12 protein-coding genes are annotated in these 16,360 nt (G+C 42.6%); 10 read left to right on the forward strand and 2 right to left on the reverse strand.

Annotated features, from left to right (window positions below):
* The first annotated feature begins 23 nt into the window (after positions 1-23).
* The 3 genes from RB151_RS17815 to rluA all read left to right on the forward strand — a co-directional run bounded on the left by RB151_RS17815 (position 24) and on the right by rluA (position 6,460).
* The gene (locus RB151_RS17815) at positions 24-2,375 is read left to right on the forward strand and encodes a DNA polymerase II (RefSeq protein ID WP_071548574.1); all 2,352 of its coding nucleotides are present in this window, start codon (positions 24-26) and stop codon (positions 2,373-2,375) included.
* Positions 2,376-2,764: 389 nt separating this feature from the next.
* Complete coding sequence (gene rapA / locus RB151_RS17820) at positions 2,765-5,671, forward strand: RNA polymerase-associated protein RapA (RefSeq protein WP_042846001.1); 2,907 nt, start codon at positions 2,765-2,767, stop codon at positions 5,669-5,671.
* Positions 5,672-5,806: 135 nt separating this feature from the next.
* Positions 5,807-6,460: a bifunctional tRNA pseudouridine(32) synthase/23S rRNA pseudouridine(746) synthase RluA gene (rluA, locus tag RB151_RS17825; protein ID WP_071548575.1), complete on the forward strand. Its 654-nt coding sequence runs from the start codon at positions 5,807-5,809 to the stop codon at positions 6,458-6,460.
* Positions 6,461-6,893: 433 nt separating this feature from the next.
* On the opposite strand, the gene djlA is transcribed toward rluA, so the two are convergent.
* Positions 6,894-7,709: a co-chaperone DjlA gene (gene djlA / locus RB151_RS17830; protein ID WP_042846004.1), complete on the reverse strand. Its 816-nt coding sequence runs from the start codon at positions 7,707-7,709 to the stop codon at positions 6,894-6,896.
* 181 nt (positions 7,710-7,890) lie between these two features.
* Here djlA and lptD point away from each other — a divergent pair, with 181 nt between their 5' ends.
* The 6 genes from lptD to apaH all read left to right on the forward strand — a co-directional run bounded on the left by lptD (position 7,891) and on the right by apaH (position 14,737).
* Positions 7,891-10,257 (forward strand): LPS assembly protein LptD, encoded by a 2,367-nt coding sequence (gene lptD, locus RB151_RS17835; RefSeq protein ID WP_071548874.1) that lies wholly within the window; start codon positions 7,891-7,893, stop codon positions 10,255-10,257.
* Between the two features lie 152 nt (positions 10,258-10,409).
* Positions 10,410-11,729 (forward strand): peptidylprolyl isomerase SurA, encoded by a 1,320-nt coding sequence (surA, locus tag RB151_RS17840; protein WP_042846006.1) that lies wholly within the window; start codon positions 10,410-10,412, stop codon positions 11,727-11,729.
* Entirely contained in the window at positions 11,710-12,705 is a 996-nt protein-coding gene (pdxA, locus tag RB151_RS17845; protein WP_042846008.1) for a 4-hydroxythreonine-4-phosphate dehydrogenase PdxA, read from the forward strand. The genes surA and pdxA overlap by 20 nt, the downstream gene beginning before the upstream one ends.
* The gene (gene rsmA, locus RB151_RS17850) at positions 12,702-13,511 is read left to right on the forward strand and encodes a 16S rRNA (adenine(1518)-N(6)/adenine(1519)-N(6))-dimethyltransferase RsmA (protein ID WP_042846010.1); all 810 of its coding nucleotides are present in this window, start codon (positions 12,702-12,704) and stop codon (positions 13,509-13,511) included. The genes pdxA and rsmA overlap by 4 nt, the downstream gene beginning before the upstream one ends.
* An 18-nt stretch (positions 13,512-13,529) precedes the next feature.
* Entirely contained in the window at positions 13,530-13,907 is a 378-nt protein-coding gene (gene apaG, locus RB151_RS17855; RefSeq protein ID WP_042846012.1) for a Co2+/Mg2+ efflux protein ApaG, read from the forward strand.
* Between the two features lie 2 nt (positions 13,908-13,909).
* Positions 13,910-14,737: a bis(5'-nucleosyl)-tetraphosphatase (symmetrical) ApaH gene (gene apaH / locus RB151_RS17860; RefSeq protein ID WP_042846014.1), complete on the forward strand. Its 828-nt coding sequence runs from the start codon at positions 13,910-13,912 to the stop codon at positions 14,735-14,737.
* A gap of 58 nt (positions 14,738-14,795) precedes the next feature.
* Here apaH and folA read toward each other — a convergent pair whose 3' ends face one another.
* Complete coding sequence (gene folA / locus RB151_RS17865) at positions 14,796-15,290, reverse strand: type 3 dihydrofolate reductase (protein ID WP_071548577.1); 495 nt, start codon at positions 15,288-15,290, stop codon at positions 14,796-14,798.
* Positions 15,291-15,538: 248 nt separating this feature from the next.
* Here folA and RB151_RS17870 point away from each other — a divergent pair, with 248 nt between their 5' ends.
* A complete protein-coding gene (locus tag RB151_RS17870) occupies positions 15,539-16,153 on the forward strand; it encodes a LysE family translocator (protein ID WP_042846017.1) in 615 nt (204 codons plus the stop codon).
* Positions 16,154-16,360: the final 207 nt, after the last annotated feature.

Genomic DNA, 16,360 nt, shown 5'->3' on the forward strand with positions numbered 1-16,360 from the left:
TATTTTGTCACGCGAGTAGCTAAATGTCTCAACTTATGACCTCCGCAGAAAAAGGCTTTATTCTTAGCCGCCACTGGCGAGACACCCGTCAAGGTGTCGAGGTCACTTATTGGTTGCTTACCGACACACGCCCTCAAAAAATTACTATTCCTTATCAAAAAGCGATTGGTTTTTTACCCGAATCTAAACTTTCTATTGTAAAGCCTTTGCTAGATAGCCAACCTAATGTCACCTATCGGCGGGTTGAATTGGCCGATTTTCAACGGGAAAAAGTGTATGCCATTTATTGTCATCAATACCGCCAATTACAAAATCTCAGCAAAAATTGCAGTGAATTAGGCGTCGAATTATTAGAAACAGACATTCGCCCTTGTGAACGCTACTTAATGGAGCGCTTTATTACTGCGCCAGTCTGGTTTTCTCAGACTCAACAAGGTGAGTATCAACTTAAACCCTGTGAAGGTTATCGTCCCGCTATCAAAGCAGTATCTCTTGATATAGAAACGAGCCAACATGGCGAGCTATATTCAATCGGCTTATCAGGGTGCAATGACAACGTCGTATTTATGTTAGGCCCAGTTCAAGGGCCAGCGCGAGGGGGGGATCACCGCCTAGTCTATGTGAATAGCCGGCCTCAATTAATTGAGAAACTTAATGAATGGCTGAAACAATACGACCCTGATGCCATTATCGGCTGGAACTTAATCCAATTCGACCTACAAGTTTTACAAAAACATGCTGAGCGTTATGGCATTCCACTATTACTTGGCCGGCAAGGTAAAAAACTCGAATGGCGGGAACATGGTTTTAAACAAGGGGTATTTTTCGCTTCCGCTGAAGGCCGGTTAATTATTGATGGCATTGATGCCTTAAAAGCAGCCACTTGGAGCTTTTCGTCATTTAGCTTAGAATTTGTTGCCCAAGAATTGCTTGGTGAAGGTAAAGCGATTGATACTCCATACGACAGAATGGATGAAATTAACCGCCGCTTCGCCCATGATAAACCCGCTTTGGCTCACTACAATATTCAAGACTGCATTTTAGTGCATCGCATCTTTGCAAAAACAGATTTAATGGCATTCTTGCAAGAACGCTCAACTGTAACAGGCCTTGCCGTGGATAAAATGGGCGGTTCAGTGGCTGCATTCTCTCACCTGTATATTCCACGTTTACACCGCCTTGGTTTTGTTGCTCCAAATTTGATGGAACAAAAATCCCAGCTAAACCCCGGGGGCTTTGTCATGGATTCTCAACCTGGGTTATATGACTCCGTATTAGTTTTGGATTTTAAAAGCCTATACCCTTCAATTATTAGGACTTTTTTAATTGACCCCGCAGGGATGATCGAAGGGTTAGCACACCCAGACCCACAACATTCGGTTCCGGGTTTCCGCCAAGCATGGTTTTCCCGTAAAACACATTGTTTGCCTGATATTGTTAGCCATATTTGGCAAGAACGCGATAAAGCCAAACAAGAACATAACGCTCCGTTATCTCAAGCGCTTAAAATTATTATGAATGCCTTTGCTGGGGTATTGGGCGCAGAAGGTTGCCGTTTCTTCGACCCAAGGCTAACAGCGTCGATTACCATGCGTGGGCATGAAATTATGCGTACCACAAAACGCCTGATTGAGTCCCAAGGTTATCAAGTTATTTATGGTGATACCGACTCCACATTTGTCTGGCTACGTGAGGCTCACAATGAAGAACAAGCGCAAAAAATAGGGTTTGCCTTACGTGATTACGTGAATAACTGGTGGAAAAACCATTTAAGGGATGAGTTGCAATTAAATGGTGTTTTAGAACTGGAATATGAAACCCACTATCGCCGATTCTTAATGCCAACTGTACGTGGTGCGGAAATGGGCAGTAAAAAACGCTATGCGGGGTTGAGTAAAGACACTATGGTATTTAGGGGGCTGGAAACTATCCGCTCTGACTGGACGCCATTAGCCCAGATATTCCAAAAAGAGCTGTACACCCTCATTTTCCATCGTCAGCCATACCATGAGTATATTCGCGAATATATAAAAAACATTCGAACAGGGAAGTATGACGAGCGGTTAATTTACCGTAAACGCCTACGGCGCAAACTAACCGATTACCAAAAAAATGTGCCCCCCCATGTTCGAGCAGCCCGCGCTGCGGATGACTATAATTTAAAATTGCAACGCCCTTTACAGTACCAAAATGGTGGCTGGATCAGCTATATCATTACCCAAGCAGGGCCAGAACCCCTTGAAAAAATCACTGCAAAGCCAGATTACGAACACTATATTTTGAAACAAATTAAGCCGATAGCTGATGCCATTCTCCCCTTCTTACAAGATGACTTTGATGCCTTACTCACTGGGCAAATTACACTTTTGTTTTAAAATTTAATATCGCTTTGGTGTTTTTTTAACAGGTGACGATAAGCTCTGGTTGAATTAATATATCGCCCCTTTGATGTATCGCACATCTGACTGCACAAATAATGCGCGATAATCAACGATACTCGTTATAATTCAAATGGTATGCCTTGTGATAAACCCACAACAGCCTTTCCACTTAACGATATGGGTCTATTCACTCACATTGCTGCAATTTGAATTATTAAATGTGTATAATTAATCATCAGGTACTGACTTTTTTTAAAAATAACTCGAACTCTTCCTTGTGTGACTCATAACGGGTTATACCAATAATGAGCGAAGATACCGATAAAAATTGTCTTAAAAAATCTAAAAATAAACTCTCAATTTTATGGAATTAAATTAAATCTATGCCATTTACTCTTGGTCAACGCTGGATCAGCGATACAGAAAGCGAACTTGGATTAGGTGCCGTTGTGGCGATTGATGCCCGTATGGTCACGTTACTTTTCCCTGCAAGTGGAGAAAACCGCCTCTACTCACGCAGCGATGCCCCTATTACCCGAGTAATGTTTAATGAAGGTGATACCATAACTAGCCATGAAGGCTGGCAGCTTCAAGTTGAAAGCATTGAAGAAGACAAGGGATTATTAACTTACATCGGCACTCGCTTAGATACACAAGAAAAAGATGTAAGTCTTAGGGAAGTGTTTCTTGACAGTAAGCTCACGTTTAATAAACCGCAAGACCGCTTATTCGCTGGCCAAATTGACCGTATGGATCGCTTTGCCTTGCGTTATCGTGCGCGTAAATTCCAAAGTGAGCAAGTTAAGCACCAAGCGACAGGGTTACGTGGCATTCGAGCCAGTTTGATCCCACACCAATTACATATCGCAAATGAAGTGGGTAAACGCCACCACCCTCGTGTGTTATTAGCCGATGAAGTTGGCTTAGGAAAAACCATCGAAGCAGGGATGATTATCCACCAGCAATTAATCGCTGGGCGTGCTGAGCGTGTATTAATTATTGTACCAGATAGCTTACAGCACCAATGGTTAGTCGAAATGCTACGCCGCTTTAACCTACGTTTTTCTTTATTTGATGATAGCCGTTATAGCGAAGCACAACACGATAGTGATAACCCATTTGAAACTGAACAACTGGTGCTTTGTTCACTCGATTTCGTGCGTCGCAGTAAGCAACGCTTTGACCAACTCGTTGAAGCTGGCTGGGATATGATGGTTGTTGATGAAGCACACCACTTACAGTGGAGTGAATCAGCCCCTAGTCGTGAATATCAGGTTATTGAAACATTAGCTGAAAATGTTCCTTCTATTCTGCTACTTACCGCCACACCTGAACAACTAGGCCAAGAAAGCCACTTTGCGCGTTTACGTTTGCTGGACCCTAGCCGTTTCCATGACTATCAAGAATTTATTGCAGAACAAGAAAATTATCGCCCTGTTGCCGATGCCGTTTCATTACTGCTCTCTGGTGAAAAACTGACAAACGACCAGCAAAACTTGCTCAATGAATTAATTAAAGAGCAAGACATCGAACCGCTATTAAAAGCGGCAAATGTTGAGAGTGAAGATGGTACGGCTGCGCGCCAAGAGCTAATTAACATGTTAATGGACCGTCATGGGACTAGCCGGCTGCTATTTCGCAATACGCGTAACGGAGTAAAAGGCTTTCCTCGCCGCGAATTGCATTCTTTAAAAATGCCATTGCCAACCCAATACCAAACAGCGATTAAAGTTGCAGGTATTATGGGAGCAAAAAAAGACACCGAAACACGCGCCAAAGAAATGCTTTATCCAGAGCAAATCTACCAAGAATTTGAAGGTGAAAATGCAACTTGGTGGAACTTCGATCCACGCGTTGAATGGTTGATGGGCTTTTTAACCGCTAACCGCCATGAAAAAGTATTAGTAATCTGCGCGAAAGCTGCAACCGCACTTCAATTAGAACAAGTCTTACGCGAACGCGAAGGTATCCGTGCAGCCGTATTCCATGAAGGGTTATCACTATTAGAGCGCGACCGTGCAGCAGCTTACTTTGCTTCCGAAGAAGAAGGCGCACAAGTGTTACTCTGCTCTGAAATTGGTTCTGAAGGCCGCAATTTCCAATTTGCAAACCAATTAGTGATGTTTGATTTACCCTTCAACCCGGACCTCTTAGAACAGCGTATCGGCCGCTTAGATAGGATTGGCCAAAACCGTGATATCACCATCAACGTCCCGTATTTAGAAAATACGGCACAATCCGTTCTACTGCGCTGGTATCACGAGGGTTTAGATGCCTTTGAGCATACCTGCCCAACGGGTCGAGCAATTTACGATAAGTACTATCAGCCATTATTACAATTTATGGCCGACCCAACGGTAACCGACGGTTTCGATGAGTTTATCAAAACCTGTCGTGAAGAACATGACAGCTTAAAATTACAATTGGAACAAGGGCGCGACCGTTTACTGGAAATGCATTCTAACGGCGGGGAGTCTGGTAACCAATTGGCTCAAGAAATTGGTGAAGGTGATAATGACACTGAATTAGTCAATTTCTCACTAAACTTATTTGATATCGTTGGAATTAACCAAGAAGATAAGAGTGATAACTTAATTATTCTGACGCCTTCTGACCATATGTTAGTCCCTGATTTCCCTGGCCTTCCTCAAGATGGCTGTACCATTACTTTTGATAGGGAACAGGCACTTTCACGCGAAGATACGCAATTTATCAGTTGGGAGCACCCAATTATCCGTAACGGCTTGGATTTAGTGTTATCCAGCGATACAGGTAGCTGCGCGGTTTCTTTATTAAAAAATAAAGCTCTCCCCGTAGGTACTTTGCTGACAGAGTTAATTTACGTTGTGGAAGCTCAAGCGCCTAAGCACCTGCAAATTAGCCGTTTCTTACCCGCTACGCCTGTGCGTTTATTAATTGACCTAAAAGGCAATAACTTATCGTCTCAAGTTGAGTTTGAAAGTTTTAACCGTCAATTAAATGCGATTAACCGCCATATGGCGAGCAAATTGGTCAATGCGGTGCAAAATGAAGTGCATTCTGTACTGCGTTTATCTGAACCTATGGTGGAAACAGAAGCCAAAGCCTTGATAGAGAGCGCTAAAGAAGCCGCCGACAAAGCACTAACGTTGGAGTTTTCTCGTTTAGAAGCCCTTAAAGCGGTTAACCCTAATATTCGTGATGAAGAACTGGATATTATCGAGGAAGAGCGCCAACAACTGATCACTAATATTGACCAAGCAACATGGCGTTTAGATGCTATTCGCTTAGTTGTGGTGACGCATCAGTAAGATGTATACACGGCAGCCCATTCATATCGATTATTATTAACGGTTTGAATTATAGCTAACCTAATTTAAAATCATGACTGACTTCTCCCTCATCTGAGGGAGAATTTTTTAAGAGCTTTGGGAGCTACATATTTTATGATGGAACCCTATCATCCCGCCATTGAACCTTGGCTATTTGTGTTATACCAAGATGACCACATTATTGTGGTGAATAAGCCAAGCGGGCTACTCTCTGTGCCGGGAAAAGCGCCAGAGCACCATGACAGCATTATGAGTCGTATTCAGCGTGATTTTCCTACGGCAGAATCTGTCCACCGTCTGGATATGGCGACGAGTGGCGTAATGGTTGTTGCCCTGCATAAAGCCGCAGAACGGGAGCTTAAACGCCAATTTAGGGAACGGGAGCCGAAAAAAGTCTATATTGCTCGAGTATGGGGCCATTTAGAAAAAGAAGAAGGCTTAATTGATTTACCACTAATTTGTGATTGGCCAAACCGCCCTAAGCAAAAGGTGTGTTTTGAAACGGGGAAATCAGCTCAAACGCAATACCAAGTTTTGCAATATGAAGAGCAAGCAACTCGCGTTAAGCTTTCACCAATTACAGGCCGCTCCCATCAATTACGGGTACATATGTTGGCTTTAGGGCACCCTATCCTTGGTGATCGCTTCTATGCTCACAATGAGGCAAAATCCCTAGCACCACGCTTACAGTTACATGCTCAGGAGTTATATATCACTCATCCTGAATATGGCACACCAATGCATTTTACCTGCCAACCCGATTTTTAACGCTAAATTTATTTGATCGTTTGATTAATCCCCCCTCTGCCATACCCTAAATAGTTCATGTTACAGCTAGGCGGCAAGAGAGCAAATCCCTAGAGCGTAGATAACTACGTAACTAGGGGTTCATGGATGAAGACAACAAAGCGAGGTTTTTTGGCTTTTCTTCGTTAACCTGACTTCCTCTAAATAGTTCGTGTTGCAGCTAGGCGGCAAGAGAGAAATCCCTAGAGCGTAGATAACTACGTAACTAGGGGTTCATGGATGAAGACAACAAAACGAGGTTTTTTGGTTTTTCTTCGTTAACCTGATTTCCCTTAAATAGTTCGTGTTGCAGCTAGGCGGCAAGAGAGCAAATCCCTAGGAGCATACAGTAGTATGTGACTAGGGTGCGCGAGCGCAGCCAACAACGCTGCGGCGCGAAATATGACAGGGAAATTTATTTGAAGCCCAGCTCCTTCTTGACTAGGTCATAAGCCGCTTGAATTGATTGGGCTTTTTGTTTAGCAATTTCCATCATTTCAGGGGGTAAACCTTTCGCCACCAGCTTATCTGGGTGATGTTCACTCATTAATTTACGGTAAGCACGTTTAATTTTTGTAGGGTCATCGCTAGGAGACACACCAAGCACTTTACAGGCATCTTCTAAGGTTGGGCCATTAGATTGTTGATAATAGCCCCCAGATTGCTGCTGAGAGTACCCTTGGCCAAATTGGCGACCACTTTGAATCATATCTAAGAACTGCTCAAATTGGGCTTTTGAAATCCCTAACTCTTCCGCGATAATAAACAACACTTTTCTTTCATTCGGATGCAACTGCCCATCCGCAAAAGCGGCTTGTAATTGAATTTCCAGAAACATCTGAATTAAGTCAAAACGACCATAGCAGGCCATACGTAATTGCTTTAATACATCACGTAATGGGAAGTCAGGAGATTTACCTTCTCTAAATGCCTGTTGGGCAGCTTTTCGGGTCTCTCCATGCAATTGCATTCTATCCATCAAATTTGATGCAAGCTGAATATCTGTCTCAGTTACACGGCCTTTCGACTTCGTTAAATGACCTAAAATTTGGAAGGTACTCGCAAAGAAAATGATTTGCCGATCACGTTTGTTCATCGCCCCAGCGAACTTACGTTGTATCGATGCTTTATCAAAACCGTGCCCAATAATTAGCCCTACTAGCGCCCCCCAAAAGCCCAATCCAGAGACGATTGCGAGTACAACGCCAATAATTTTACCCCAATAGTGCATATATCCCTCAATTCTTCAATGCTCAGAATGCAATTTTGCATTATCATACTATTCATTCTGCTCTATGCATAACTACCCGCGCGTAAAGTTTTTTACATTATACTGGCGCAAAGTGGTTGGCTAAGTTAGTCTTTGAGCGTTTGCTGGCTGTGCCAATTATGACGGAACCGCATATTTAATGATGAAAAAAAGCTATCCAACACTACTTGCCACCATGGTATGGGCGGCAATTTATAGTCAGCAAGCACATGCTGACCTTGCACAGCAGTGTATGCTGGGTGTCCCTGTATATACAAAACCTATTGTAAAGGGTGACCCCAACAACCTGCCTATTCACATAACTGCTGAAGATGTCCGTGGCGAATACCCTAATTTTGTTGAATATGACGGTAATGTCGATATTCAACAAGGGAACCAGACATTAACCGCTGATAACGTCAAACTCACCCAAACAGAAACGGCGGGTGAGCCTCCTGTACGTGAAGTGACCGCAACCGGTAATGTTCATTACGATGATCCGCAAATTATCTTAAAAGGCCCTTCAGCATGGTCGAATTTAGATAACAAAAATACCGATGTAAATGATGGTAACTACATGATGGTAGGCCGTCAGGGACGTGGTGACGCAACAAAAATGAAGATGCGTGATGAAAACCGTTATTCCATTATGGAAAATGGGACTTTCACCACCTGCTTACCCGGCAATAATAGCTGGAGCGTTGCTGGTTCAGAAGTAATTATCGACCGAGAAGAAGAAGTCGCTGAAATTTGGCATGCGCGCTTTAAAGTTGGTGATGTGCCAATTTTTTATAGCCCATATATGCAGTTGCCTATTGGTAACAAGCGTCGTTCCGGTTTCTTAATTCCAACAGGTAGCTATTCAACTAATGACGGTTTAGAGTTTTCTTTACCTTATTATTGGAATATTGCACCGAACTACGATGCAACTATCACCCCACAGTTTATGACACACCGTGGTGTTAAGTTAAATAATGAATTCCGTTATCTAATAACACCAGGAACAGGTACCGTTGCATTTGACTTTCTGAAGCATGACAGAGCCTACAGTAAAGATAAAGAACGTGGTAAACGTGAAAAGCGTGACAGCGATGACCGCTGGTTATTCTACTGGCGCCATTCAGGTACCTATGCAGGGCATTGGAATTTTAGCTCAGACTATACCAAAGTAAGCGACCCAAGCTACTTTACAGATTTTAGTTCCCAATACGGTAGTACCACTGATGGTTATGCCACCCAAAAATTCAGTGCCGGTTATTCAGATACTAACTGGAATGCTAAAGTTACCCATAAGCAGTTCCAGATCTTTGCTGATAACCCAAACAAACGCGCATATAAAGCGGAGCCGCAAGTTGACTTTAATTATTATAAAAATAATTTAGGCGCTTTCGATTTTCATACCTATGCGCAAGCGGCTCGTTTTACTAGTGTGGGTAAAAACAACCCTGATGCAACACGTTTACACTTCGAACCTGAGGTGAACCTGCCATTATCAAATGGCTGGGCAAATATGAACAATAGCATTAAATTGTATGCTACCCATTACGACCAAGACATACCCCGCTCTAATACTGATAAAAATTTAGAGAAAAATGTAAGCCGTGTTCTCCCAATGTTCAAAAGTGACGCAAAAGTCGTTTTTGAGCGCGACCTCTACCAAGGAAGCGATTTTATACAAACATTAGAGCCACGCGTACAGTACCTGTATATTCCGTATAAAGATCAGGACAATATCAATAACTTCGATTCCTCATTATTACAATCGGATTACAGCGGTTTGTTCCGTGACAGAATATACAGTGGTCTTGACCGTATAGCCTCAGCAAATCAGCTCACTACGGGTGTTACAACTCGCCTCTATGATGATAGTTTAGCTGAGCGCTTTAATTTCTCCGTTGGGCAAATTTATTATTTCGAACGCCCTCGTGCGGGTGACTCTAACCGCCCAATTGATGATAAAAGTAATACCGGTTCCTTATTATGGGCCACTGATACCATGTGGCGCATCAATGATAATTGGGGAATGCGCGGTGGTTTACAGTATGACCGTCGTCTAGGCAATGTCACTATGGGGAACGCTGTTGCAGAATATCGTTTAGATGCAGATAGATTAGTTCAGTTGAACTACCGTTTTGTTGACCGCGATTATATTCAAGCAACCTTCCGTGATTTAGACCAGTTAGGTAAAAATCAAGAATTACCTGAATATCAACAAGGTATTTCACAGGTAGGTACGGTTGTTAGTTGGCCATTGAATGATCGCTGGGGTTTTGTCGGCTCATATTATTATGATACAAAACAAAAACAATCCGCGAGCCAACTGGTTGGGTTGCAATATAATACCTGTTGTTGGGCAGTCAACCTTGGCTATGAACGTAAGATTGTCGGTTGGCAAAAAGAAAAGTTCAGCAGCGAATATGATAATAAATGGTCAATCAATGTGGAACTTAGAGGCCTAAATAACAATCATAGTTTAGGTAGTCAGGAAATGTTGAGCCGAGGTATTATGCCTTATCAACGTGCTTTCTGATAACAAATAGCATCGTTTATTCTGAATAATTTGAGATGCATTTACTCTAAATACTTCGAGGTGCAGTCAACAACACTGCAACTCGAAGTATGGCGAGTAAACACGTATTAGCCCGCATTTTGCGGAATCAAAGTCAATATTATAGGACCATTATGAAGAATTGGAGAACGCTTATTCTGGGACTGATGTTCGCAAGCTCTGCTGCCTTGGCTGCGCCGCAGCAAATGGATAAAGTAGCTGCGGTCGTCAACAACGGAGTTGTGCTGGAAAGTGACGTCCAGAATATGATCAATACGGTAAAAGTGAACGCTCAGAACGCACGCCAACAGGTGCCTGATGATCAAACCCTGCGTCATCAGATCCTTGAGCGTCTAGTTATGGATAACATCATCTTGCAGATGGCTAACCAGATGCAGATAAACATTCCAGAAGAAGCCGTGAATGCGACCATCGCTGATATTGCTCGCCAGAACGGTTTAACTCTGGAGCAAATGCAAAAGCGTTTAACTGCTGATGGCATCAATATGGCTCAATATCGCAGTGAAATTCGTAAAGAGATGCTGATCGCTGAAGTGCGTAATAATGAAGTACGCCGCCGTGTGACAATTTTACCGCAAGAAGTTGATTCTCTTGCTGAACAAATGAGCTCACAAGCAAACTACGAAATGGGGGTTAATCTCAGCCATATCTTAATCCCATTATCCGAAAACCCAACTCAAGAGCAATTAAAAACAGCGGAAGCCTTAGTAGACAAAATCTTAACTGAACTGAAAAAAGGTGGGGATTTTGGTAAATTAGCGATTGCCTACTCAGCAGACCCGCAAGCGCTGAAAGGCGGCAATATGGGTTGGTCACGTTTACAAGAATTGCCAGTTGTCTTTGCTGAACAATTAAAAAATGCGAAAAAAGGCAATATTGTCGGCCCAATTCGCTCTGGTGTTGGTTTCCATATTTTGCGCGTAAATGATGTCAGTGGTGGTAGCCAACCGATTTCTGTAACAGAAGTAAAAGCACGCCATATTTTGATTAAATCATCTCCAATTATGGATGATACTCAAGCTAGACAGAAACTAGTGAAAATAGCCCAAGATATCCGTTCTGGCGCAATCACATTTGAAGATGCGGCAAAAGAGAATTCAGAAGACCCAGGTAGCGCCTTAAAAGGCGGTGAATTGGGTTGGAACATGCCGGATATCTATGACCCAGCATTCCGTGATGCTCTGATGAAATTAAACAAAGGTGAATTAAGCCAACCTGTTCCTTCAAGTTTTGGCTGGCACTTAATTCAATTAGAAGATACACGTAAGGTAGATAAAACAGATGCGGCACAAAAAGACCAAGCGTACCGCCTACTGTTTAACCGTAAATTTAATGAAGAAGCGCAAAGCTGGATGCAAGAGCAGCGGGCTTCTGCTTACGTAAAAGTCATCGATGGTCGTGACAACCAATCTAATGATGAAAAATCTAATTAAGCCTATTGTTATCACCCCCGGTGAACCTGCCGGGGTTGGTCCAGATTTGCTAATCCAACTCGCTCAGCAGGCATGGCCTGTTGAGTTAGTTGCATGCGCTGATCCAAACTTACTTCTTGAACGCGCTAAAACGTTAAACTTACCACTCACTCTGACCGAATATGAATCAAGTAAGGCAGTAAAAGCCCATACTCCAGGTCATCTATCCATTATACCCGTTGATTTAAATACCCCGGCGAAAGCAGGCGTACTCAATGTGGCAAATGGTAGTTATGTGGTTGACACATTAGCACAAGCCTGTGATGGCTGTTTAAAGGGTGAATTTTCAGCGATTGTAACGGGGCCAGTGCATAAGGGCATTATTAATGATGCCGGTGTTCCCTTTAGTGGTCACACCGAGTTTTTTGCAGAACGTAGTGGTTGTGAGCGGGTCGTTATGATGCTAGCAACCGAAGAGCTTCGTGTTGCCTTAGCCACCACACACCTACCACTTAAAGATGTTTCAGGTGCCATCACGCAACAAAGTCTACGTGAAGTGATCACCATCTTACATCATGATTTACAAACAAAATTCGGTATTGAAAAACCTACAATCTATGTTTGTGGCTTAAACCCACATGCAGGTGAAGGTGGCCATATGGGTACCGAAGAAATTGACACCATCGAACCCGCACTTGAAAGCTTACGTGTAGAGGGGGTTCATCTCGTTGGGCCATTACCCGCGGATACCCTTTTCCAACCTAAGTATTTAGATCACGCAGATGCAGTTTTAGCAATGTATCATGATCAGGGTCTTCCTGTGTTAAAATACCAAGGTTTCGGCAGAGCGGTGAATATTACCCTCGGTCTGCCTTTTATCCGTACCTCTGTCGATCATGGCACTGCGCTTGAACTCGCGGGGACGGGTCATGCTGATGCGGGGAGTTTTATCACCGCATTAAAGTTAGCTATCCAAATGACATCTAAAAATACATGAATAATCGAGTCCATCAGGGGCACTTTGCCCGCAAACGTTTCGGGCAGAACTTTTTAACTGACCAGTTTATTATTGACAGCATCGTAGATGCAATGAACCCGAAACCGGGCCAATCCATTGTCGAAATTGGCCCTGGCTTAGGTGCCTTAACAGAACCGGTTGGTAGCCGAATCGACAAAATGACCGTCGTTGAACTCGACCGTGATCTCGCGGCACGGTTACACGTCCATCCGCAACTAAAAGATAAACTCACTATCATTCAGCAAGATGCGATGACTGTGGATTTCGGCGAGCTAGCAAAACAAGCAGGTCAACCCCTGCGGGTATTTGGTAACTTACCCTACAATATTTCTACCCCATTGATGTTCCACCTATTTACATTTACTAACTCGATTGCAGATATGAATTTCATGCTGCAAAAAGAAGTGGTTAATCGGCTGGTAGCAGGCCCTGGGAGTAAGGCTTATGGTCGTTTAAGTGTCATGGCGCAATATTATTGCCATGTGGTTCCAGTACTCGAAGTGCCGCCAACAGCATTTACTCCAGCACCAAAAGTAGATTCTGCGATTGTGAGGTTAATCCCTCATCGTGAAAACCCTTATCCAGTAAAAGATATTAAATTCTTAAGTCGTATTACTACCCAAGCTTTTAACCAACGCCGTAAAACGATCCGCAATAGCTTAGGGGATTTATTTAGTGTTGAAGAGTTAACCAATTTGGGTGTTGACTTAGGTACCCGTGCAGAAAATATTTCTGTTGAACAATATTGCAAAATGGCAAACTATCTTTCTAACCGGTCAGAATAGTCTGTTGAAGGAGGCACTATGCTTAATGAACCAAATGTAAGCATCCAAGTTCAGAGTGTCTACATCGAAAGCCAATCTCAACCCGATATTGCAAGGTATGTGTTCGCTTATACCATCTGTATTCGCAATTTAGGGCGAGAACCCATCCAATTAATGAGCCGCTATTGGCTCATTACTAACAGTGATGGCCATAAAACTGAAGTTCAAGGTGAAGGCGTGGTGGGTGAACAACCCGTCATTCCTCCTGGAAAAGAATATCGTTACACCAGTGGTGCAATTCTTGAAACACCAATGGGAACGATGGAAGGTTATTACGTGATGCTAAGCACTCAAGGGGACCATTTTCACGTTGATATCCCCGCTTTTCGTCTTGCAATTCCAACATTGATTAATTAATTATGTCGACATATTTAGTAGGTGATATCCACGGTTGCTATCGTGAACTTCGTGAACTAATGGACAGGGTCAATTTTGATCCAAACCAAGACACATTATGGCTTACTGGTGACTTGGTTGCCCGAGGTTCTGGGTCACTGCAAGTTTTACGTTATGTTAAAAGTTTAGGTCCCGCGGTGCGTTTGGTTCTCGGTAACCATGATCTCCATCTTCTCGGGATCTACTGTAAAATCAGTCGTAATAAACCTAAAGATCACCTTGATGAATTATTGCATGCCCCTGATCTAGACGAACTAATCAATTGGCTACGTCGTCAACCTTTATTGCAAATTGATGAAGAAAGAAAAATAGTGATGACGCATGCAGGTATAACGCCACAGTGGGATATTGAAACCGCACGGATGTGCGCTAGGGAAGTCGAAGCCGTCCTTTCCAGTGATGCTTACCCGCTATTTATCGATTCAATGTATGGCGATATGCCAAATAATTGGTCGAGTAGTTTAATGGGGTTAGCACGCTTACGTTTTAGTACCAATGCTCTCACACGTTTACGCTACTGCTTCCCGAATGGGCAGCTTGATATGATTTGCAAAGAAAACCCTAAAAAAGCGCCCGCACCATTAAAACCTTGGTTTGATTTACCAAGTCAAATTCCTGAGGATTATTCGGTGTTCTTTGGCCATTGGGCATCCCTTGAAGGGAAATGTACACCAGATAACGTTTATGCTTTAGATACTGGCTGCTGCTGGGGTGGTGACCTAACCTTATACCACTGGGAAACAAAACAATTTTATCGCCAAAAATCACACCAAAAAAGCCGTAAAGAATAGTTTTGGCTCTATTAAAAACAAAATGGCGCATTAAGCGCCATTTTTGTGAAATGAAAATTTAAACTCTTTTGGTTAGTATCTCAAAACAATAGCCGTGCGTATTGTTTTCATCCGCTTCGTGATATTCGGTAAAAATCGAATCCCATTCATCTGGCTCATAAACTGGGAAATGAGTATCCCCAATGACTTCTGCATCAACATGAGTCAGGTATAATTTATTCGCTAGAGGTAAAAACTGCTGGTAAACCTTACCGCCACCAATCACCATGATTTCCTCAACATTCTCTACCGTTTGTGCAGCAGCTAGCGCTTCTTCCATAGAGGTCACCCAAACAACGTTAGAGTCTGCCCCTGGCTGGCTAGTTAATACGATGTTGACGCGTTGTGGTAATGGACGCCCGATTGATTCATAGGTGACACGCCCCATAATAACAGGCCTATTTAACGTATTTCGTTTGAACCACGCAAGATCACCGGGCAAATTCCAAGGCATCGCTTTTTCCATGCCGATAACCTGATCGATCGCCATTGCTGCGATTAAGCTAATATTCATCTACTCACCTTAGAAACTAATATAAAAATTGAGCACACTATACGGAAAGAGAATTGCTTCGTCGACTAAATTTAAGCTTCCTTAAACAGGTTTGAATCACTTATACTCGAATTGATAAATTTAGGACTAAAAATAACATTTAAAAACAAAAGAGATACCTCATCCTGCCTCAATTTACGGGTATTTAGCAAGGTATTGCAAATTCTAAAAATTGGGTTAGTAAGGGGCTATAGAAAAGAGAATATCCCATGTACGAAACCAGTATTATGATTGCCACCATAGCAACCCTAGGGATGCTATCGCCAGGTCCTGACTTCTTTTTAATTGTTAAAAATGCCGCACGATACCAACGTTCAGCGGCTCTCATGACAGCCTTTGGTGTTATTGCTGCAATTGCATTACATATGACTTACTGTGTCGCAGGCCTTGCAGTGCTCATTACCACCACCCCTTGGTTATTTAACATTTTAAAGTATGCAGGTGCAGCGTACTTAATTTGGATTGGTATTAAAAGCCTACTGCCACATTCAAGTCATTTAGTTGATTTAAATACTCGTAAACATGAGATTGTCTCGTTCAAAAAAGCCTTTATGCAAGGCTTTCTCTGTAATGTCCTGAACCCGAAAGCAACCCTTTTCTTCCTTGCTGTGTTTACTCAAGTATTGGACATCAATTCAACTGTTGGCGAAAAACTATGGTTTGCTTTTATTATTTGGGGGCTCGCCGTTATTTATTGGCCAATTTTAGTCTTTTTAATTCAAAGTGCCCCAGTTAGAAAAGGGTTAGCGAAAGTGCAAAAATATGTTGATAAAGTGCTGGGAGTTATTTTAATTGCTTTTGGAGTTCGCGTAGCGCTTAGTTAGTTCATTAAGATAAAATGCAAAAAACAATAGCCTAATTTCTCTGTCTATACTGTTTATTGATTAACGATAGCTTATAAATTCCTTTCCTTTTTCAAAGGAACACAAATTCAATTTCTGATGACTTCCACTCTATTTAATAGGGTGGGAGACCCTTCGTACTATTAAAACGGCATAACTTTGTGTTACCGAATAAATTATTCTTTGATA

This window comes from Providencia rettgeri, assembly GCF_001874625.1.
In the GTDB taxonomy this organism is placed as follows: Bacteria; Pseudomonadota; Gammaproteobacteria; order Enterobacterales; family Enterobacteriaceae; genus Providencia; species Providencia huashanensis.